Below are 19,999 nucleotides of genomic sequence, written 5' to 3'. Positions count from 1 at the left end.
TTCAAAAAACCCACTTTGTGCCACTTTCCGCCACTTGCGCACACTATAGGAATGCGCCCACCACACCGTCAAGGCGCGGATTCAAGGAAAAGCCTTACAGAACGGAGATTTAGGAGCGTAAAAGGAGGAGAAACCAGAGTTCGGCGATGTTTTTGGTCCAACAAGCGCAAATAGCTCAAAGAGCTATAGCTCGAAGTTAAAGTAATTTATTAAGAGTAAGATTTTTTTGGTATTACGAAGATGCATCTGCCAATGATTCGGCAGGGAGGGATTCTTGCGTTACTACCGGTTTTCTGCCCGAGATTCGGACAGAAGGAAAAAGGTGGAGAGTCGATCTGTAAGCCGGGTTCTGTCTTGAACAGTCATTCGTCTACGATGGCCATCACTGGACATCTTTAGCAACCTACCCGGTCCCAGCGCGGGCCACGCCTTGGGACCCTATTTGGTCTTGCTCCAAGTGGGGTTTACCTAGCCACGAACTGTTGCCAGTCGTGCGGTGCGCTCTTACCGCACCTTTTCACCCTTACCGGCACCGAAGTGCTTAGGCGGTTATTTTCTGTGGCACTTTCCGTAGGCTCACGCCTCCCAGGCATTACCTGGCACTTCGCCCTATGGAGCCCGGACTTTCCTCCCCCCCCTAATTTTCATAGAGGGCAGCGACTGTCCAATCGACTCTCCGCCGCGCAGGTTAACGGCACGGCGGACTTAGGACAAGTAATAAAAGTTCAGAATTGCCATCACGTTCAGACGCAATACCGGTTTAACACCGGAACTATTCGGCTTTCTGCTTATCCAGCGCCGCTTGATACAAGAGGTTCTTGCGCACGCCGGTAATTTCCGCCGCCAGGGCTGCGGCTCGCTTGAGCGGCATCTCCTTGAGCAGCAAGTCCAGGACGCGCATGGCCTCGCTGCCCACGGCGTATTCGTCCTCTGGCGCGGTCCAGCCCGCCACCAGCACCACGCACTCGCCGCGCTGTTGGTTGCTGTCGCCCTCGACGAACGCACGCAGCTCTTCCAATGGCAGGCCCTTGAGGGTTTCGAAGGTCTTGGTCAGCTCGCGGGCCAGCAGCGCCAGGCGTTCGCCGCCAAATACCAGCTCCATGTCCTGCAGGCATTCAAGGATGCGATGCGGAGCTTCATAGAAGATCAAGGTGCGGGGTTCTTCCTTCAAGGCTTGAAGGCGCGCACGACGCCCAACAGCCTTGGCCGGCAGAAAACCTTCAAAGATGAAACGGTCGGACGGCAACCCCGCCGCCGACAATGCAGCAATCAGCGCGCACGCACCCGGAACAGGCACTACATTGATACCAGCGGCCCGCGCCTGGCGCACCAGGTGGTAGCCAGGGTCGGAGATCAGCGGCGTGCCCGCGTCGGAGATCAGCGCCACATCGTCGCCGGCCAGCAGGCGCACGATAAAGCGACTGCCTTCCTCGCGCTCGTTGTGCTCATGGCAAGCCGCTAATGGCGTGCTGATACCAAAATGCTGCATCAACCGCTGGGAGTGACGGGTGTCTTCAGCCGCGATCAATTTAACCTCGCGCAACACTTTCAATGCTCGCGCACTGATGTCGTCCAGGTTGCCAATGGGCGTCGCCACGACAAAAAGCGAGCCTGCAGTGGAATTCAAAGGACCTGGAGCAGTCAAAACGCACACCTCGATGGTTGGCAAAAGCGACATTGTAGCGCGTAGGCGCCTGGAAAATATGCCATCACGGCCGATGCCTTTTCAGCCGTTTAACGACTGTTGCAACATTTGCACGACCTAAATCGACGGTTTCACGCCAGTAACATCGCGCCTGGGCCAGTGCTTGGGTACAATTCCACGCTAATTTGATCGGTATCAGGAACACTTACATGATCGCTTGCCTGCGGCTGCTCTCCGCCCTCTGCCTCGCTGCCTTATTGGCCGCGTGCGCCAGCTCGCCCTCGTCCAGCCTTGGCGACCTTCCACGGACCCCGGACGCCAGTATCGAGCAACTGCTCGAACAGGCCACCACCGCCAAGACGCCAGAAAAGGCCGCATTGCTGCGCCTGAGTGCGGCAGACATGGCCTACAAGCAGAACAACCCTGGCCGCTCGTCGCAGATTCTTGCGCAGGTGTCCCTGGATGTCCTCAAGCCCGCCGCGCAAGTGTTTGCCAGCACCTTGGCCGCCGAATTGGCCATGGCGCGCAACCAGCCCAAGGCCGCCTTGACCGCCCTGAACCACCCGAGCCTGCAAAGCCTGAAGGACCTGCCGCCTGAACAGCAGGTCCGCACCGGCAGCGTGCACGCCCGTGCCTATGAAGCGGATGGCCAGACCCTGGCCGCCGCCCGCGAACGTGTGGCCATGGCCCCGCTGCTCACAGGCGATGCCGCCAAAAGCAACCACGAAGCCATCTGGGTATTGATTGCCGCCCTGCCGGCTGAACAGCTGCAAGCCAGCGGCAACCCGACGCTCGACGGCTGGATCACCCTGGCCCAGGCGGTCAAGGGCGCCGGCACGCTGGAGCAGCAACAAGCCGCCATCGATACCTGGCGCGCTCAGAACCCGGGGCATCCGGCGGCCGTGCAACTGCCGACACCGCTGACCAAGCTCAAGGAGCTGGCGAGCCAGCCCCTGACCAAGATCGCCCTGCTGCTGCCACAGGACGGCCCACTGGCTTCCGTCGGCAAGGCGCTGCGTGAAGGCTTCATGGCGGCGCACTACCAGGCTGAGCAAGCCGGGCAGAAGCCGCCGGTCATCGAGTTCTATGACAGCTCGCGCCTCAACTCCCTCGACGACTTCTACGCCAAGGCCCAGGCGGCCGGCGTGCAACTGGTGGTCGGCCCGCTGGAAAAACCGCTGGTCAAACAGCTCAGCGCACGTCCGCAGTTACCAATCACCACCCTGGCACTGAACTACAGCGAGACTGATCGCAGCCCGGCGCAATTGTTCCAGTTCGGTTTGGCCGCAGAAGACGAAGCCCGCGAAGTATCGCGCCGCGCCCGTGCCGATGGCCTGCACCGTGCGGCTGCAATGGTGCCCCGTGGCGAATGGGGCGAGCGAGTCTACAAGGCCTTCCGCCAGGACTGGGAAGCCAATGGCGGCCAGGTCATGGGGGTCGAGTATGTCGATCAGCCAGTCGCTCTTGCCCAGCAAATTGCCGACCTGTTCCAACTGCGTAAAAGCGAAGGACGCGCCAAGAGCCTGCAAAGCACCGTCGGCACCGACGTCGCCGCGCAACCTTCGCGTCGCCAGGACATCGAGTTCATCTTCCTGGCCGTGACGCCGCAACTGGCCCAACAGATCAAGCCAACCCTGAACTTCCAATATGCTGGTGATGTGCCGGTCTACGCCACGTCCCACGTGTTCAGCGCCAGCGGCGACAAGAACCAGTACCTGGACATGACCAACGTGATGTTCTGCGAAACCCCTTGGCTGCTCAACACCACCGACCCACTGCGCAACCAGGTTGCCGCGCAATGGCCGCAAGCCAATGGCAGCCTCGGCCGACTGTACGCGATGGGCGTCGATGCCTACCGCCTGGCGCCGCGCCTGGGGCAACTCAAGGCACTGCCGGACACCCGTGTTGAAGGCCTGTCGGGCAACCTGGGCATCAGCGCCAACCAGCGCGTTGATCGCCAGATGCCATGGGCCAAGTTTGTCGGCGGCGAGATTCAGCGCCTGCCGGACACCCCGCGCTGATGCCTGAGCGGTCCAGCGCACAAAGCGGCAAGGATGCCGAACTACAAGCTCTGAAACACTTGCAACAACAGGGTCTGCGCCTGCTGGCGCAGAACTGGTTGTGTAAACGCGGCGAGCTTGATCTGGTCATGCTTGACGGCGATACAGTAGTATTCGTCGAAGTCCGCTACAGAAAACACGCACAATGGGGTGGCGCGCTCGCCAGTATTGACGGGCGCAAGCGTCAAAAGCTGATACTCGCCGCGCAGTTTTTCCTGCAAAAAGAGCATCGCTGGGCCGACGCCCCCTGCCGTTTCGATGTGGTTGCCATAGAAAGCACACCGTCTGGTCAGGCTGATCTGAACTGGCTGAAAAATGCCTTCGACAGCTGATTCGCCGGACATCTTCACCACACACTTTTGCTCTTTGCTTTGCGGGCTGCACATTCCTGTGCCAAACAGCCGCGCTACTTAAGGTCACACAGATGGACATGCAATCCCGAATTCGCCAGCTTTTCCAGGCCAGCATCGACACCAAGCAACAGGCGATGGACGTACTTGCACCGCACATCGAGCAAGCCAGTCAGGTCATGGTCAACGCCTTGCTCAACGAGGGCAAAATGCTTTCGTGTGGCAATGGCGGTTCGGCCGGCGATGCCCAGCATTTCTCGTCCGAGCTGCTCAACCGCTTCGAGCGTGAGCGCCCTAGCCTGCCGGCCATCGCCTTGACCACCGACTCGTCGACGATCACCTCGATCGCCAACGACTACAGCTACAACGAGATCTTCTCCAAGCAGATCCGCGCCCTGGGCCAACCCGGCGATGTATTGCTGGCAATTTCCACCAGCGGCAACTCGGCGAATATTATTCAGGCGATCCAGGCCGCACATGATCGCGAAATGATTGTCGTAGCATTGACCGGACGCGATGGCGGCGGCATGGCTTCGCTGCTGTTGCCTGAAGACGTGGAGATTCGCGTCCCGGCCAATGTCACCGCACGTATCCAGGAAGTCCACCTGCTGGCGATCCACTGCCTGTGCGATCTGATCGACAGCCAACTGTTTGGGAGTGAAGAATGACCGTTAACCGCCTGAGCCTTTTGGCCATGACCCTGTGCCTCGCTATCAGCGGCTGCAGCACGGCCATCACTGCAACACGCGACACCCCTATTCAGGATGACAAGGGCACCCGCACCTTCGGTAGCAAGATTGATGACTCGCTGATCGAAACCAAGGTTGAAGTCAACGTCGCCAAGGCCGCCACCGACCTGGGCAACGGCGCCTCGCGCATTGTGGTCACCAGCTTCAACGGCGTCGTGCTGCTCGCCGGCCAGACGCCCCGTGCCGACCTCAAGGCCCAGGCCGAACAAGCCGCCGCCGCTGTACAACGCGTGAAGAAGGTGCACAACGAATTGCAGGTGATGGACCCGATCACCCTGCTGGCCATCAGCAACGACGCGCTGCTGACGACCAAGATCAAGGCGCAGATGCTGACCGATAACGCGATCCCAGGTTCGCGCATCAAGGTCGTGACCGATAACGGCATCGTCTACCTGATGGGCCTGCTCACCCAGGCCGAAGCCACTCGCGCAGCCAACTTGGTGCAGGGCGTGTCCGGTGTGCAGAAAATCGTTAAGGTGTTCGAGTACATCGATTGATGTAATCAAGCAGCCACAAAAAAGGGCGCCGCATGGCGCCCTTTTTTATTAGCGAGTGTTTACTGGTATTGCGAGTACGGATTGCCCTGGAACTGGTTGTTCTGTTGTGGCGCCTGTTGCTGGGCACCTGGCTGGCCATACTGCTGGCCTGGGATCGGGCCGAGGTTGACTTCTACGCGACGGTTCTGGGCACGGCCGTTGACGTCGGCGTTGCTGGCAATCGGGTTATCCGGGCCGGCACCGCGAGCGCTCAGGTTGGCGCCGTTGACGCCTTGGGACGTCAGGTAGTTGGCCACGCTCTGGGCGCGACGCTGGGACAGGTCCATGTTCAATTGACGGCTACCCGTGCTGTCGGTGTAGCCAACGATCTGGATAGTGTTCTGGTTGAACTGCTTGAGCGAGTTGGCCAGGTTATTCAGCGGCTGGTAGAAGCTGCTGGAGATCGCGTCCGAGTTGGTCGCGAAGGTGATGTTGCCCGGCATGATCAGCTTGATCTGGTCACCCTGGCGTTGAACCTCAACACCGGTGTTGGCCATGCTTTCACGCAGTTTCTTTTCCTGCTGGTCGGCGTAGTAGCCATAACCCGCAGCACCGGCACCCGCAACGACCGCACCGATCAGTGCGCCCTTGCCACGGTTGTTGTGGTCGATGGCCGCACCCGCCAAAGCACCTGCCAGGGCACCCAGGCCACCGTACTTGGCGGTTTTGCTCATACCGCCGGATTCATTACTCGCCTGTCCCTGGCTGCTGCCGTCATAAGGGTTAGGTGATGCGCAGCCGGACAACAGAGCTACGACGGTAGCGACAACAAGCAGACGACGCGAAGTGAACATGAAGGGAGCTCCTACTTTTGCATTCTATGGTGCAAAGGACATTGGCAATGGACCTGTGCCGAGTTTGGAACGCGACAAACGGTAAAAATTCCGTGGCTACAGAAACCGTAGCAGACGCACGCTGAACACGACCTGAGTTTTTGCTACAAGGCTTGCCTGTTATAGAACGCGTTCTGCCGGGTAATTATTCCTTCACGCCCGCACAAAAGGGTTCTCACGCATTTCATCGCCCAATCGGGTATCCGGCCCGTGACCGGTCACCACCGTCGCGCCCTCGTCCAGGGTGTACAGGCGCTGCTTGATCGAACGCACGATGGTCGCCTGGTCGCCGCCCCACAAATCCGTACGCCCGATGCCGCGACGAAACAACGTGTCGCCGGAAATCAGCAGCTTGGCATCGGCAAACCAGAAGCTCATCGACCCCGGCGTATGGCCTGGGGTGTGCAACGCCACGCCACAGCCGCAGGCCAACTCCTCATCATGCTCCAGCCAGCGATCCGGCGAAGGCACCGGGGTATAAGGCACGCGAAACATCTGGCATTGCATTTCCAGATTGTCCCAAAGGAATTGATCTTCTTTGTGCAGATGCAAAGTGGCACCGGTCTTCTCTTTCAGCTGGCCGGACGCCAGGAAGTGATCCAGGTGGGCATGAGTGTGGATGATGCTCACCACCTTCAATCCCAAGGCATCTAGCCTCGCAAGGATCAACTCATGATTACCGCCTGGGTCGACCACGATGGCCTTTTTGCTGATCGGATCGCCGATGATGGTGCAGTTGCACTGCAACGGGCCGACGGGAAAAGTTTCGCGGATGAGGGTCGGCTTGGCGGTTTCCATTCAGGGTCCTGTCGTGCAAGTGAAATGTCGATTCCGGGCAGGTATCGCCAGAATAATTGCACCATTAAAACAGACTGGGGCGCCCCTAGCCGATCAACCTCAGCTCTTGAGCCCTAGCCACCGCCTGGGTACGCCGCTCCACACCCAGCTTGCTGTTGATGTGGCTCGCGTGTGTCTTGACCGTGTGCAGGGAGATAAACAACCGGTTGCTGATCTCTTGGTTGGAACACCCCTGAGCAATCAATTGCAGCACCGCCAGCTCCCGTGCGCTCAACGTCTCATGGGTTGAAACGGCCTCCACCACCACGACCGTCGGCAACATCATCAGCAGACTCTGGTTCAGCAGCCCATGGGGATCTTTGGCAAGTTGCTCGCGCATCCAGTCTGGATGAGTCTCCAGCAAACGCTGGAAGGGTTGCAACGCGCCACCCATGCCGGCCTCCAGGGCCTTGGCAAACACCGGACGCGCCTTGGCCTCCTGGCCGTCTTCCAGCAGCAGTTGCACCTGTTGGGTCAGGGCCATCAGCGCGATCATCTGACGCCCGCTGTTGTGCGCCTGGTGCGCCAGTTCTTCAAGGCGCTGCAACGCCGCAGCAGGTTGATGGCGAGTCGCGTCCAACGCAGCCTGTTGCAGCCCGATATGCTGCGGCAGGTGTGGGTGAAACTCCGGCGCCGCGGCGGCGTGTTCGCCATTGTAGGTTTGCCCCAGGCGCGTCAACCAGGCGTCGGCCAGGTCGGTACGGCCTTGGGCCAGCCACAGCTCGCACTTGATCAGGGTGATCATTGCCAGGTAGTAGATCGGCGGCACGTCCCAGATATGCATCAGGCGTTCGGCCTCGGCCAGTTCGGCGAAGGCTTTGGCATAGTCACCCCGGCGACCCTCGAAATTGGCGATCACACAATGGCCGATCAACACACTGATATCGCGGCAAGCGCGGGCTTCAGCAAGACCGGTGCGCAAACGGGCAAGGCCCGCTTCGGGCTGGAGCCGCACCAGCAACAAAAAACCCTCGTAAAGCGATAACCGTGCACGCACCGCGTACAAGCGCTGCGGCGCCAGGCCGTGCAGGCGTTGCAGGCCCTGGCGCACTTCATCCAGGGAACGCAGGATCTCGCCGCGCGCCTGCAACACCCGCGCACGGTCGTAATGGGCCAGGGCTTCGAACAAGGGGTTGCCGACGCGCTGCGCCAGTTCCAGGGATTCACGATTCAAGCCCCGTGCACGCCACAGGTCGGCATCGACAATGGCCAGGTTGGACAGGGTCGACAAGCACATCAACCGCTGGCCGTAACGCCGTTGCGGCAAGCTTTCCAGCGCTTCGCTGCAATAGCGCTGAGTCAGTTCGCGATCGCCACGGCCACGGGCGATGATCCCGCTCAATGCCAGCCACTGGGCCAACATCGACTTTTGCGCAGTGGCCGACGGCGCCGGCAGGAAGCGACTGAGGTAGCTGGACAGTTCCTCCGCCGCATCCAGTTGGCAGGCCAGGCCCAAGGCCCAGCTGTAGAGCACGATCAAGCGCGGCGTGCTGATCAATAGGCTGTCAGGCAAGTCCATTTTCCAGCGCAGCAACATGCCCACGTTCTGCTCGGCCAACAGTTGTTCTTCGGAAAGGTTTTGTACCAGATTCGCAGCCACATCCAGGTGACCGGCGCGCAACGCCTGCTCCACCGCCTCGTCGATCAAACCTTGGGCATTGAACCAGCGACACGCGCGCAGGTGCAGGCTGGCCGCCGGCAGCACGTTGCTGCTGGCGCGCCGCGTGCGCAGCAAATCCGAAAAAAGATGGTGATAACGGTACCAATGGCCCTGGTCGTCCAGCGGCACCAGGAACACTTGGTGCGCCTGCAGGTAACGCAGAATTTCGGCGCTGTCGTGGGCTTCACGCACCGCGTCGCAGAGTTCGCTGCAAAAACGGTCCTGAGGCGCAGTGTCGTACAAAAACGCCTGCACGTCGGCCGGAAGGCAGTCGATGACTTCTTCCAGCAGGTAATCGCGGATCAGCCCTTCGCCGCCGTGCAGGCTCTGCGGCAAGGCACCGTCGCTGCCAGCCTCGGAGGCGGCCAGTAGCCAGAAACGCAGGCCGGCGACCCAGCCTTCGCTGCGGCGGATCAGGTTGTCGAGGGCTTCGCCGCGCAAGGAACTGCTGTGGCGATCCAGCACGGCCAGTGATTCCTCGTGCGTCAGGCGCAGATCCTGTTCGTGCAGTTCCAGCAGATGACGCGACAACCGCAGTCGCGCCAGATGCCAGTCCGGCCGTTGGCGGCTGGTTACCAGTACCACCAGCCCATCAGGCAAATGATTGAGGAAAAACTGCAGGCAACGATCAAGCACGGGCCCCTGGGCCAGATGGTAATCATCCAGCACCAGCAATAACGGCGCGCGGGTGGACAGCTGCACCGCCAGCTCGTCGAGCAGACCATCGAGCCATTCTTCAAAGGCAAAGGGTTGATGACGCTGGCGCATTTTCAGCAGGCCCAGGGATTGGGCGCCAAGTTGCGGGAAGAATTGCTGCAAGCCGTCGAGCAAGCGTTCGAGGAAACGCCCAGGGTCGTTGTCTCGTGGGCTGAGGCCCAGCCACAGGCTTTGCCAATGGGCCGGCAAGCTCTGGCAGAACTCCACCGCCAACGAACTCTTGCCGAAACCTGCCGGTGCACTGACCAGTAACAGCCGCCCTTCCAGCCCGGCGCTCAGGCGTTCGCACAGGCGCGGGCGCAGCACGTAGCCGTCAGGCAGCGGTGGCCTGTAGAAGCGACCTTCCAGGGTCGGGATTACCGCACTGGCAGGCCCTTGGATTCGGGACAGATCAGTCATCGCCGGGCTCTTGTAGAAGGCTGTTGTCGGCATTGCAGATGTCCGCAGACTAGCGGTAAAAGCCGCCGGTTTGTAGATCTTTGCTACAAATGACTGAAAAAGAACTGCGACAAAAAAATACGCGCACAAAAAAGCCCCGAACCGGTCGGGGCTTCTTTGCGAGGATGCGGCCTCGGTTAACGCACGTTAGCGAACACCATCCTGGCGCAGGGCCGCCGGGGTGAAGTCACTGGTGGTGGCGGTGAAGCCAAAGTCATACGCCTGTTTCTCTTCGTTCTTCATGCCCAGCGCCAGGTAGCGGCCGGACTGCAGGTCGTAGAGGGTTTCCAGGGCGTACCACGGCACTTGCTTGTCGTAGTAGTTCTCGGCATGGGCTTCCGCCACGCGCCACAGTTGGCCACGACCGTCGTAGTGGTCAATCACGGCGGCTTGCCAGGTGTCTTCGTCGATGAAGAAGTCACGCTTGGCGTAGATGTGGCGCTGGCCTTCTTTCAAAGTGGCGACCACGTGCCAGACGCGACGCAACTCGTAGCGGGTCAGGTCCTGGTTGATGTGGCCGGCCTTGATGATGTCGGCGTACTTGAGCTTCGGATCATCGATCTTGTAGCTGTTGGAGGCGATGTAGATTTCTTTCTTGCCGTCCAGCTTCCAGTCGTAGCGATCCGGCGCACCGTTGTACATGTCGAGGTTGTCGGAGGTACGCAGGCCGTCGGCTGCGGTGCCTGGCCCGTCATAGGACACTTGCGGCGCCCGGCGCACACGGCGCTGGCCGGCGTTGTAGACCCAGGCCGAACGCGGCTCCTTCACCTGGTCCAGGGTTTCGTGCACCAGCAGTACACCACCGGCCAGACGGGCCGGCGCGGTCACTTGCTGCTTGAAGTAGAACAGCACGTTGCCCGGATTTTTCGGGTCGTAGTCCTTCATCTTGTCGCGGAACACAAACTGGTCACGGAAATACACCAGGCTGTAGGAACCGTTGGTTTGCGGCGTAGCCTGGGTTACCAAACGGGTTACGCTGCCGCCGCGATAGCGAGTGATGTGGTTCCAGATCACCTCGACGCCGCTTTTCGGGATCGGGAACGGCACGGCGGTTTCGAAGTTTTCCAGGCCGTTGCCGCCAGACACCAGGTTGGTGTTGGTGGCGTTTTTCTTGATGGACGCAAACACCTCCGCCGGCACGGTGGCACCGCGATGGGTCGGGTAGACCGGCATCTTGAAGGTGTCCGGGTAGCGCTTGAACATCGCGTACTGCCCCGGCGCCAGCTTGTCTTTGTACTGCTCGACGTTCGCCGCCGTGATGGTGAATTGCGGTTGTTCACTGGCGTAGGGGTTGGCCAGGAATCCACGGGCGTCGACAGCGCCGGCGTTGGTGGGCAGCGGTGACCATTTAGGAATGGTGCCTGCGGCGTTGCCTGCCATTTCAGCGCCCATCGGTGTCAGGGTCGTACCCAGCTTGGCGGCTTCATCCGCCGACACTGCCGCCATGACGTTGCTCGCCAGGATCGACAGCCCAAGCACACCCACGTGCAACAGACTTTTAGTTACTTTCATGTTCTGGTCTTCCTGAAATACGGTCGCTTAGAAGTTCATGCCGAAGTTGAGCGCAACGAAATCTCGGTCATCCACAGTGGTGTACTTGCCATCAAAGAAGTTGGTGTACGAAAGACCTGCGGTGTAAGTGTTCTGGTATTCGGCATCCAGGCCAAGGCTGATGGCTTTGCGGCCTTCTTCGAAGTTGCCACCAGGGCCAGGCGAGTAACCGCTCACGTCATGGGACCACGCCACGCTTGGCTTGAGGTTGACGCCGGCAAATACGCTGTTGTAGTCCCAGATCGCCCGTCCGCGATAGCCCCAGGAGTTGGCCGTGGTGAAGCCATCGTTTTCGCAGTAGCGCGAAACGTTGTTCATGGCTGCGCCCGCCAATGTGCTCGCGTTCAGGCTCTGGCAACGACCATTAGGCAAAGGACCTGGCCCATAAACCGGGTCGCGGCCATAACGCGCTTTGGAGGTGCTTTCCAACCCACCTACGTGGGTGAAGCCGATCTCGCCAACCAGCGTCAGCCGCTCGGCGCCCATGACTTGGTCGAAGAAGTGGGTGAACGTCGTTTGCAGTTGGGTGATTTCCTTGCGGCGGTAGCCCGGCTGATCGGTATCTGCCTTGCCTTGCAGAACCGACGCATTCGGGTCCAGCGGTGTCAGACCGGAATAGAGGATATCGGTGGTATTGAGTTGTACAGGCGCATTCGGGCGATAGCTGATTTCACCGCTCCAGGCCGTACCCGTAGACAACGTAGTGGAGAAGCTCAACCCGTAGAGGCGAATATCTTCAGGGTACTCGACGTAGTAGCTGGAGTTGCCCGCAACCACCAACGGCATCAGGGATGTCAGTAGCGCGGGGTTGGTTGCGATCGCACCCGGAACACCCGCACCAATCAAGGATCCGGCCAATGCAGTAGGACTGTAGGCGCTTGCAGGCGCCCCTCTGCCACTGAAGATCGGGGCACGGCTGTGATAGTTCATGAAGTAGGCGCCGAACTCGGTGTCCAGCGGCTCAAACATGTAGCGCAACGCCAGACCGAACTGGCCGCTGTCACGCGCATCGCGGTCAGGCCCGCGCTTCACGATAGTCCCTTCGTCCGGGCTGCCGAAATTCACGCCTCGCGCCTGCAGCGTATTGATGATCGAATTACGGAAGTTGGCGGGAATACCTCGGCCAGCCAAGCCATTGTTCAAATTATTACGCGTGGCCAGAACAGCCAGGTTTTTATCGCAACCATCAGAAATCACGTCGGGCTGCGAGAAAAAGGTGCCACAGTTATCGGTGACGGTCTGGTCCCATTCGAGCTGATAAAAGCCTTCGGCAGAAAGGTTGTCGGTGATGCTCTGAGACAGATAGAACATGTTGACCGGAATCAGACCTTCCTTGATCTCGGCACCCGGACGACGGAACGCAGATACGTCGATCGGGTTGATGGAGTTGATACCGCCACCAATGAAGGTACTTTCACCCCAACTCACTACCTGCTTGCCGAAGCGCACCGAACCCGGCAGATCAGCAATGTTGTAGTTGTGGTAGATAAACGCATCGAGGATCTGCGCCCCCGAAGACTTGGCGCCCTCTTTGCGGTTGCTGTCGCTGATGTCCTTGAACGGACGGCTTTCGTCCTTGAGTTCGAAGTCATACCAGTACTTGCCGCGCACAAACACACCGGTATCGCCGTACTTCAGTTCCAGGTCATGGATGCCCTTGAAGATCTTCGAGAACGTTTCCCCGCGCTTGAAGTTCAAGTGCCCGTCGTCAGAGGTCTGCGAGAGACCATGCCCGCCATTGTTGGAACCGATGAGGTTCTTGTTGGCTTTTTCTGTCGACCAACTGGCGCCCACGGAAAGCGACGAGTCAAAGCTCCCTTCGATTTCACCAATGTTGAAACTGACGCCGAATGCGGGCCCGGCGAGCGTAGAAGCGAGACTGACGGCCAGGGGCAGTCTTGCCCGGCGCCAGAACTGGTTTACTGAGGTCATCGACGCTACTCCATGTGCATTATTGTTATGGCAGTGAGTTCTTTCTGTGATGCATGTAACGGCCGGAATACAACGATTCCAATGCCGCTCGGCAGCCGAGCCCCCATGGCCCGTAGCGGAACATCCTTGAAAAACTCTGGAAGGGACTATAGCCAGCAGGGGGTAGTGCTTGATCCCTCTAAAGTGTGATTTGCATCACCAACCCGTCTGCCACGACCCTTTCGCCACGTCGACGAAGGCCGACGCGGCAAGGATGGCTGAAAATCGGCAAATCACAAGTAAAGGCGCCAGATAGAGCATTGCCGTGCCCGAACGGGCACGGCGAGGGGCGTCAGAGGGTGGACAGGAAGGTGCTGTTATTGGCCTGCCATTCGATGATGTCGATGCGGATACGTTTTTTGTCGAGCTTACCAACACTGGTCTTGGGAATTTCCGTAACAACGGCAATCTGGCTCGGAATCGCCCACTTGCTCAAGTGGCCCAGTTCCACGAACGGCTTGAGGTGTTCCTTGAGCTCACGGGCCCCTATCACATGGCCATCACGCACCACCAGCAAGGCAAACGGGCGCTCGCCCCACTGCGGGTCGGCGATGCCCACCACCGCTACTTCGCGTACCGCCGGGTGACGGCTGACCAGGTCTTCGAGGGCCAGGGAGGAGATCCATTCGCCGCCGGTCTTGATCACATCCTTGATCCGGTCGCGGATGTCGATCACGCCGAAGGCATCCAGCGTGGCTACGTCGCCCGTGTGCATCCAGCCGCCTTCCCACAGCTCGGCGCCTTTTTGCGGCTCGTTGAAATAGCCTTCGCTGAGCCATGGCGCGCGCAGCACCAGCTCACCCTGGGACTCGCCGTCAGCGGGCAAGAAGTTTCCATCACCGTCGATGATCGCCGCCTCCACCAACGGCCCGGGCACGCCAGCCTTGATGCGGTAAGTGGTGCGCTCATCCTCGCTGCCAGCCATCAGTTCTTCGTTAAGGTGGGCGCAGGACACCAATGGCCCGGTCTCGGACATGCCGTAGGCGGCGGTCAACTGAATGCCACGGGCCTTGGACGCTTCGTACAGCGAACGGTTAAGCGCACTGCCGCCGATGACGATTTTCCAGCCACCGAAATCCACGTCCTGAGCCGCCTTGGCGTTGAGCACCATTTGCAGGATGGTCGGTACGCAGTGGGAGAAGGTGACCTTTTCCTTGCGCCACAGCTCCACCAGGTATTCCGGGTCGTAGCGGCCAGGGTAGACCTGCTTCAGGCCGAGCATGGTCGCCACATACGGCAAACCCCAGGCATGCACATGGAACATCGGCGTGATCGGCATGTACACGTCGTTGGTGCCCAGCAACCGCACGCTGTCGACGCTGCCCATGATGGTCGCCACGCCCATGGTGTGCAGCACCAACTGGCGGTGGGTGAAATACACGCCCTTGGGGTTACCGGTGGTGCCGGTGGTGTAGAAAGTGGTGGCGACGGAGTGTTCGTCGAAGTCCTGGAAGTCGTACTTCGGGCTGGCGGCGGCCAGCAGGGTTTCGTACTCGCCCACCAGGTTGGGCAGTTCGGCGGTCTTGGACTCGCCGTCGGTGAGCAGCAGGGTCTTGTCGACCGTGGTCAACTGCCCGGCAATCGCCTGGTAAAGCCCCACGAACTCACTGTTGACCAGCACAAAGCGGTCCTCGGCGTGGTTCATGGTGTAGAGGATCTGTTCCGGCGACAGGCGCACGTTGATGGTGTGGATCACCGCACCAATCATCGGGATGGCGAACATGCATTCCAGGTAACGGTGGCTGTCCCAGTCCATCACGGCCACGGTATCACCGGCCTTCACGCCCGCTTCAGTCAGCACATTGGCCAGGCGCGCAACGCGCTCGATCAGGGTGGGGTAGGTGTAGCGCAGTTTGTCGCGGTAGACGATTTCCCGGGTCTTTTCATAGCGGGTGCCGGACATCAACAGGCGTTTGATCAACAGCGGGTATTGGTAGGCACCTTCGGCGGGCGGAATGACGCGGGTCTGCAACATACGAATCCCTTTTATGACTGCACGGTCTTGGCTGAAAGAACTGCACTGTAGAGCGCATATGTTTCAGCCAAATCAGCCAAAGGAATGATTTGCAGCCCCCAATGAATGCTAGCTTTGCGCCAGCATTCAGCTTATTTCATGCTGGTGAATGCCAGTTTCACGCCGATGGCAATCAACACCGCGCCCATGGTCCGATCAAACCAGTGCCCCATCCGCGCAAACCCGGCGCGCACGCGCTGCTGGCTGAACAGCATGGCCACCAGGCAAAACCACAGCGCCGTCGCCACCGCCAGGTACACACCGTAACCGGCCTGGATCGCCAGCGGTGTGTGGGGGTTGATCACCACGGTGAACAACGACAGGAAAAACAGCGTGGCCTTGGGGTTCAAGCCATTGGTCACGAAACCAGCGGTGAATGCGCTGCGCGGGGTGCGCTCGCCCGCTTCGCGGTGCAACTCGCCTTCGGCGGCAGGTTTGGCCGGCTGCGCGCGCAGGGCTTTGAAGCCGATGTACAGCAGGTAGGCCGCCGCAGCCCATTTCAACGCGTTGAACAACACGATTGATTGGGACACGATCAAGCCGATACCGAGCAACGAATAACCTACGTGCAGGAAAATCGCCGAACCGACGCCCAGCGCAGTCCAGGTCCCGGCGCGACGGCCGTGGGTGACACTCTCACGCACCACCACCGCGAAATCCGGGCCGGGGCTGGCCACCGCCAACAAGTGAATCAGGGCTACGGTCAAGAACTCGGCGGCGTACATGCTCACTCCAATTAAGTAACTGATTATTTCATCTGATAGGCTCGAGAGATTACGCCTTCGAACCCTGTCGCAAAAGGTACAGTTGATGACGAACAATCGCCGCGCCGTCTTCCTTGATCACCCGTCCCTGGACCTGGGGGACCTCGACCTCAGCGAGCTGCGAGACAGCTTCAGCGAGTTGCAGTTGTTTACCGGCACCACGCCGCAGAACGTGATTGAACGCGTGCAAGGCGCCCACGTGGTCATCAGCAACAAGATCGCGCTCAGTACCGAAACCCTGGCGGCTTGCCCGGAACTCAAGCTGATCCTGGTGTCGGCCACCGGCACCAACAACGTCGACCTCGACGCCGCCCGCGCCCACGGCATCACCGTGAGCAACTGCCAGGGCTACGGCACGCCGTCGGTGGCGCAGCACACGATCATGCTGTTGCTCAACCTGGCGACGCGCTTGAAGGATTATCAACGGGACGTCAGCGCCGGCAAGTGGCAGGAAGCCAAGCAGTTCTGCCTGCTGGACCACCCGATTGTCGAGCTGGAAGGCAAGACCCTCGGCCTGCTCGGTCATGGCGAATTGGGCGGCGCCGTCGCGCGACTGGCTGAAGCGTTCGGTATGAGTGTCCTGCTCGGCGCGATTCCAGGCCGCCCGGCCCGTGCGGACCGCGTGCCACTGGATGAATTGCTGAGCCAGGTGGATGCAATCACCCTGCACTGCCCACTCAACGAACACACCCGCGACTTTATCGGCGCACGCGAATTGGCACTGCTCAAGCCTGGCGCGTTTGTGGTCAATACGGCGCGCGGTGGCTTGATCAACGAGCAGGCCCTGGCTGACGCCTTGCGCAGCGGCCATCTGGGCGGCGCGGCCACCGATGTGCTGAGCGTGGAGCCGCCGGTGAATGGCAACCCACTGTTGGCCGGTGACATCCCTCGGCTAATCGTCACCCCGCACAACGCCTGGGGCAGTCGCGAAGCGCGCCAGCGCATCGTCGGCCAACTGGCGGAAAACGCCCGGGGCTTTTTCAACGGGGCCCCGCTGCGCGTCGTCAGTTGATAAACTGCGCCCCTTTTCAAGGAGCAGACCATGGATCCGCGCAGTGAAGTACTGCTTCGTCAGGCCGAACTTTTTCAAGGCAATCTGCTGCTGGTGGGGTTGCCTGCCGACGACCTGCTGGGTCGCCTGCCCAACGCCCACGGCTGGTGCTGGCATGCCGGCGATCAGGCGGCACTCGACGCACGTTTCCCCGAGCGCAGCCAGTTCGGCGTGAACGTGCCGGAGCGGGCGTTTGATACGGCGGTGATCTTCCTGCCCAAGTCCAAGGACCTCACCGACTACCTGCTCAACGCCGTGGCCTCGCGCTTGCCCGGCGCCGAGGTGTTTTTGGTCGGCGAGAAGAAAGCCGGAATCGAAAGCGCCGCCAAGCAGCTGATCCCCTTCGGCAAACCGCGCAAGCTCGACAGCGCACGGCATTGCCAGCTGTGGCAGATCACCGTGGCCAACGCCCCGCAGGCGGTCGAGCTGGAGAGCCTCGCGCAGGTCTTCGACGTGCCGCTGGCCGAGGGCCCGCTCAAAGTGGTGAGCCTGCCAGGCGTGTTCAGCCACGGGCGCCTGGATCGTGGCACCGAGTTGTTGCTGGAGCATCTGGACAAACTGCCCAGCGGCCATTTGCTGGACTTCGGTTGTGGCGCGGGCGTGCTGGGGGCTGCGGTCAAACGTCGCTACCCGCACAACACGGTGACGATGCTCGACGTGGACGCCTTCGCCGCCGCCAGCAGTCGCTTGACCCTGGCCGCCAATGGTCTGGAAGCCGACGTGCTGACCGGTGACGGCATCGACGCGGCGCCTATGGGTTTGAACGCGATTTTGAGCAACCCACCGTTCCATGTCGGCGTACACACCGATTATTTCGCCACCGAGAACCTGCTGCGAAAAGCGGCGAAACACCTGGCAAAAGGTGGCGAACTTCGCCTGGTCGCCAACAGCTTCCTCAAGTACCAGCCGCTGATCGAAGAGCACCTGGGCGTGTGCGCAATCAAGGCCGAGGGCAATGGTTTTCGCATCTACCGCGCCAAGCGCGGCTGACGGGCGTTTGAAAAAGAAGGCTTGCCGAATGGATTTTGCCTAGGCAGAATCCGCTCCGTCCTAGGGGAGTAGTCTCCCACGAGCGCCACGCTCGTCCGGCATACGTCAACATACTTGGTCAGCAGACCATGGCGTATGCGACCCAGGAGTCCGCACAGACGGACCGGGGTTTGACAAGACCTATGACACGCACACCTTACCCGGGGCGGGAAGGCTGTACGTGTCATAGCCGTGTCGACCCGCCCCTGGAAACCTACCTGATGCTGGATTCACTACTCGTTCCTACCGCAATCGTTGCCTTGGCCGAAATCGGCGACAAGACGCAACTGCTCGCGCTCATCCTGGCCGCACGCTTTCGCAAACCCTGGCCGATCATCGCTGGCATCGTCGCCGCAACCCTGGCCAACCATGCGGCCGCCGGTGCCGTGGGGGCCTGGTTCGGCAGTTTCTTCTCGGATGCGGTGTTGCACTGGATCCTCGCGGCGAGCTTCTGCGCCACAGCCTTGTGGACACTGGTGCCAGACAAACTCGACGATGATGAAGCCAGTACCACGCGCAAATTCGGTCCGTTCCTGACCACGCTGATCGCGTTCTTCCTCGCGGAAATCGGTGACAAGACGCAAATCGCCACGGTGATGCTGGCGGCGCAGTACCCGGAGTTGTGGCTGGTGATTATCGGGACGACCCTGGGCATGCTGATTGCCAACGTGCCGGTGGTCTTGGCGGGGAATTTTGCGGCGGAGAAACTGCCGTTGACGCTGATTCGTCGACTGGCGGCGTCGGCGTTCTTCATCCTGGCGATTGTGGCGGTTTACAAGGCCATGCAGAGCAGCGGTTGGATCTAAACCGATGAGGGTTCCCATGCCCGGCATGGGAACCCTCAACCCTTCAGGACTTTTTGGCCTGCTGGTACAGCGGCATCACCTTCGGGATCGCCGCCTGCAACGAGGCGATTCGGCTGTCAGAAGCCGGGTGAGTGCTCATGAACTCCGGCGGCGAACCTTCTGAAGCCTTGGCCATCTTGTTCCAAAGCGTGATCGCCGCGTTCGGGTTGTAGCCCGCACGAGCCGACAGCTCCAGGCCGATCAGGTCCGCTTCGTTTTCATTGCTGCGGCTGTTGGGCAAGGTCATGCCGTAGTTGGCCACGGTATCGGCCAATGCCAGGCTGTCCTGGCCGAGGCCGAACAAGGCACCGGCGCCCTGCTTGGCCATCTCGATGCCGTAGGCCTTGGACATGGCTTCACGGCCGTGTTCACGCAAGGCGTGGGCGATTTCATGGCCCATCACGGCGGCCAGTTCGTCATCGGTGAGCTTGAGGTTATCGATCAAGGCGCTGTACACGAAGATTTTGCCGCCAGGCCCGCAGTTGGCGTTCATCTCGTCGCTCTTGATCAGGTTCACTTCCCACTTCCACTGCGCGGCATCCGCACGGAAGGTCGGCGCCTGGGCGATCAAGCGGTTGGCGATGGCCTGCACGCGCTTGGCGTTGGCACTGGTCTTGTCCACCTGGCCTTTGCTATTGGCTTCGCCCAACGTCTGCTGGTACGACTGGGCATACATCTGGTCGACTTCCTGGCTCGACAGCATGCTGAACATGTACTGCTTGCGCTCAACCCCAACGGCGCCGCCGCTGGTGGTGTTGACCGACTGACACCCGGCCAGCAGCATCGCTGCAACCAGGCCACTCACTACCAATGACTTCTTCATGAACCTCTCCCTGAAAACACGCCCTTAAAACATGGCGCGTATCGTAGGCGCTCGTTTGTATCGACGCCAGATACACCAGACGTGTAACCGCTGATTTTCGGATACATCCCACCGCACCCACAACGG

The 19,999-nt window shown here is 60.3% G+C and carries 16 protein-coding genes, 1 other RNA gene and 1 riboswitch; of the genes, 7 read left to right on the top strand and 10 right to left on the bottom strand.

From position 1 onward, the window contains the following. Positions 1 to 322: 322 nt before the first annotated feature. Positions 323 to 676: RNase P RNA component class A (rnpB, locus tag ACP7EW_RS09795), an RNA gene on the bottom strand. Positions 677 to 772: 96 nt separating this feature from the next. Next, a complete protein-coding gene (gene rsmI / locus ACP7EW_RS09790) occupies positions 773 to 1,678 on the bottom strand; it encodes a 16S rRNA (cytidine(1402)-2'-O)-methyltransferase (protein WP_426216712.1) in 906 nt (301 codons plus the stop codon). A 176-nt stretch (positions 1,679 to 1,854) separates the two neighbouring features. On the opposite strand from rsmI, the gene ACP7EW_RS09785 reads away from it, so the two are divergent. From ACP7EW_RS09785 to ACP7EW_RS09770, 4 genes are all read left to right on the top strand, one after another. Then, complete coding sequence (locus tag ACP7EW_RS09785; RefSeq protein WP_426216710.1) at positions 1,855 to 3,666, top strand: penicillin-binding protein activator; 1,812 nt, start codon at positions 1,855 to 1,857, stop codon at positions 3,664 to 3,666. Then, on the top strand, positions 3,666 to 4,037 hold the full coding sequence (locus ACP7EW_RS09780; protein WP_061435353.1) for a YraN family protein: 372 nt from the start codon (positions 3,666 to 3,668) through the stop codon (positions 4,035 to 4,037). Before ACP7EW_RS09785 ends, ACP7EW_RS09780 begins: the two co-directional genes overlap by 1 nt. A 92-nt stretch (positions 4,038 to 4,129) precedes the next feature. Further along, the gene (locus tag ACP7EW_RS09775; RefSeq protein ID WP_007904374.1) at positions 4,130 to 4,723 is read left to right on the top strand and encodes a phosphoheptose isomerase; all 594 of its coding nucleotides are present in this window, start codon (positions 4,130 to 4,132) and stop codon (positions 4,721 to 4,723) included. Next, positions 4,720 to 5,301, top strand: a complete 582-nt coding sequence (locus ACP7EW_RS09770) for a BON domain-containing protein (protein WP_033899448.1) — start codon at positions 4,720 to 4,722, stop codon at positions 5,299 to 5,301. Before ACP7EW_RS09775 ends, ACP7EW_RS09770 begins: the two co-directional genes overlap by 4 nt. 59 nt (positions 5,302 to 5,360) lie before the next feature. Here the strand turns inward: ACP7EW_RS09770 and ACP7EW_RS09765 are convergent, their stop codons facing one another. The 7 genes from ACP7EW_RS09765 to ACP7EW_RS09735 form a co-directional block, all read right to left on the bottom strand. After that, complete coding sequence (locus ACP7EW_RS09765; RefSeq protein WP_012722283.1) at positions 5,361 to 6,134, bottom strand: OmpA family lipoprotein; 774 nt, start codon at positions 6,132 to 6,134, stop codon at positions 5,361 to 5,363. A gap of 192 nt (positions 6,135 to 6,326) precedes the next feature. Beyond that, on the bottom strand, positions 6,327 to 6,971 hold the full coding sequence (locus ACP7EW_RS09760; protein WP_426216708.1) for an MBL fold metallo-hydrolase: 645 nt from the start codon (positions 6,969 to 6,971) through the stop codon (positions 6,327 to 6,329). 85 nt (positions 6,972 to 7,056) lie between these two features. After that, positions 7,057 to 9,786: a LuxR C-terminal-related transcriptional regulator gene (locus ACP7EW_RS09755; RefSeq protein ID WP_426216706.1), complete on the bottom strand. Its 2,730-nt coding sequence runs from the start codon at positions 9,784 to 9,786 to the stop codon at positions 7,057 to 7,059. 186 nt (positions 9,787 to 9,972) lie between these two features. Continuing rightward, a complete protein-coding gene (locus ACP7EW_RS09750) occupies positions 9,973 to 11,337 on the bottom strand; it encodes a DUF1329 domain-containing protein (RefSeq protein WP_426216704.1) in 1,365 nt (454 codons plus the stop codon). A gap of 27 nt (positions 11,338 to 11,364) precedes the next feature. After that, positions 11,365 to 13,308, bottom strand: a complete 1,944-nt coding sequence (locus ACP7EW_RS09745) for a DUF1302 domain-containing protein (protein WP_426216702.1) — start codon at positions 13,306 to 13,308, stop codon at positions 11,365 to 11,367. A 331-nt stretch (positions 13,309 to 13,639) separates the two neighbouring features. Beyond that, complete coding sequence (locus ACP7EW_RS09740) at positions 13,640 to 15,322, bottom strand: fatty acid--CoA ligase (RefSeq protein WP_033899435.1); 1,683 nt, start codon at positions 15,320 to 15,322, stop codon at positions 13,640 to 13,642. 131 nt (positions 15,323 to 15,453) lie between these two features. Beyond that, entirely contained in the window at positions 15,454 to 16,086 is a 633-nt protein-coding gene (locus ACP7EW_RS09735) for a LysE family translocator (RefSeq protein ID WP_177112865.1), read from the bottom strand. A gap of 85 nt (positions 16,087 to 16,171) precedes the next feature. On the opposite strand from ACP7EW_RS09735, the gene ACP7EW_RS09730 reads away from it, so the two are divergent. The 3 genes from ACP7EW_RS09730 to ACP7EW_RS09720 all read left to right on the top strand — a co-directional run bounded on the left by ACP7EW_RS09730 (position 16,172) and on the right by ACP7EW_RS09720 (position 19,011). Continuing rightward, the gene (locus tag ACP7EW_RS09730; RefSeq protein ID WP_426216699.1) at positions 16,172 to 17,137 is read left to right on the top strand and encodes a 2-hydroxyacid dehydrogenase; all 966 of its coding nucleotides are present in this window, start codon (positions 16,172 to 16,174) and stop codon (positions 17,135 to 17,137) included. A gap of 30 nt (positions 17,138 to 17,167) precedes the next feature. Next, positions 17,168 to 18,166, top strand: coding sequence for a methyltransferase (locus tag ACP7EW_RS09725; protein ID WP_426216697.1), 999 nt, complete (start codon positions 17,168 to 17,170; stop codon positions 18,164 to 18,166). Between the two features lie 50 nt (positions 18,167 to 18,216). After that, a riboswitch (yybP-ykoY riboswitch) is annotated at positions 18,217 to 18,338 on the top strand. 88 nt (positions 18,339 to 18,426) lie between these two features. Then, entirely contained in the window at positions 18,427 to 19,011 is a 585-nt protein-coding gene (locus ACP7EW_RS09720; RefSeq protein WP_016978300.1) for a TMEM165/GDT1 family protein, read from the top strand. A 43-nt stretch (positions 19,012 to 19,054) separates the two neighbouring features. Here the strand turns inward: ACP7EW_RS09720 and ACP7EW_RS09715 are convergent, their stop codons facing one another. After that, on the bottom strand, positions 19,055 to 19,873 hold the full coding sequence (locus tag ACP7EW_RS09715; protein WP_426216695.1) for a M48 family metalloprotease: 819 nt from the start codon (positions 19,871 to 19,873) through the stop codon (positions 19,055 to 19,057). Between the last annotated feature and the right edge of the window lie 126 nt (positions 19,874 to 19,999).

The organism is Pseudomonas sp. DWRC2-2, from assembly GCF_049897885.1.
Classification (GTDB): Bacteria; Pseudomonadota; Gammaproteobacteria; order Pseudomonadales; family Pseudomonadaceae; genus Aquipseudomonas; species Aquipseudomonas azotoformans_A.
This window is presented reverse-complemented; position numbering and strand designations above follow the sequence as displayed.

Bases quoted from the DNA above. Each gene is read 5' to 3' on its own strand.
- ACP7EW_RS09715 (WP_426216695.1), bottom strand. From the start codon at position 19,873: ATGAAGAAGTCATTGGTAGTGAGTGGCCTGGTTGCAGCGATGCTGCTG.
- ACP7EW_RS09730 (WP_426216699.1), top strand. From the start codon at position 16,172: ATGACGAACAATCGCCGCGCCGTCTTCCTTGATCACCCGTCCCTGGAC.
- ACP7EW_RS09720 (WP_016978300.1), top strand. From the start codon at position 18,427: ATGCTGGATTCACTACTCGTTCCTACCGCAATCGTTGCCTTGGCCGAA.
- ACP7EW_RS09785 (WP_426216710.1), top strand. From the start codon at position 1,855: ATGATCGCTTGCCTGCGGCTGCTCTCCGCCCTCTGCCTCGCTGCCTTA.
- ACP7EW_RS09735 (WP_177112865.1), bottom strand. From the start codon at position 16,086: ATGTACGCCGCCGAGTTCTTGACCGTAGCCCTGATTCACTTGTTGGCG.
- ACP7EW_RS09775 (WP_007904374.1), top strand. From the start codon at position 4,130: ATGGACATGCAATCCCGAATTCGCCAGCTTTTCCAGGCCAGCATCGAC.
- ACP7EW_RS09750 (WP_426216704.1), bottom strand. From the start codon at position 11,337: ATGAAAGTAACTAAAAGTCTGTTGCACGTGGGTGTGCTTGGGCTGTCG.
- ACP7EW_RS09765 (WP_012722283.1), bottom strand. From the start codon at position 6,134: ATGTTCACTTCGCGTCGTCTGCTTGTTGTCGCTACCGTCGTAGCTCTG.
- ACP7EW_RS09770 (WP_033899448.1), top strand. From the start codon at position 4,720: ATGACCGTTAACCGCCTGAGCCTTTTGGCCATGACCCTGTGCCTCGCT.
- ACP7EW_RS09745 (WP_426216702.1), bottom strand. From the start codon at position 13,308: ATGACCTCAGTAAACCAGTTCTGGCGCCGGGCAAGACTGCCCCTGGCC.
- ACP7EW_RS09740 (WP_033899435.1), bottom strand. From the start codon at position 15,322: ATGTTGCAGACCCGCGTCATTCCGCCCGCCGAAGGTGCCTACCAATAC.
- ACP7EW_RS09780 (WP_061435353.1), top strand. From the start codon at position 3,666: ATGCCTGAGCGGTCCAGCGCACAAAGCGGCAAGGATGCCGAACTACAA.
- ACP7EW_RS09760 (WP_426216708.1), bottom strand. From the start codon at position 6,971: ATGGAAACCGCCAAGCCGACCCTCATCCGCGAAACTTTTCCCGTCGGC.
- ACP7EW_RS09755 (WP_426216706.1), bottom strand. From the start codon at position 9,786: ATGACTGATCTGTCCCGAATCCAAGGGCCTGCCAGTGCGGTAATCCCG.
- ACP7EW_RS09725 (WP_426216697.1), top strand. From the start codon at position 17,168: ATGGATCCGCGCAGTGAAGTACTGCTTCGTCAGGCCGAACTTTTTCAA.
- rsmI (WP_426216712.1), bottom strand. From the start codon at position 1,678: ATGTCGCTTTTGCCAACCATCGAGGTGTGCGTTTTGACTGCTCCAGGT.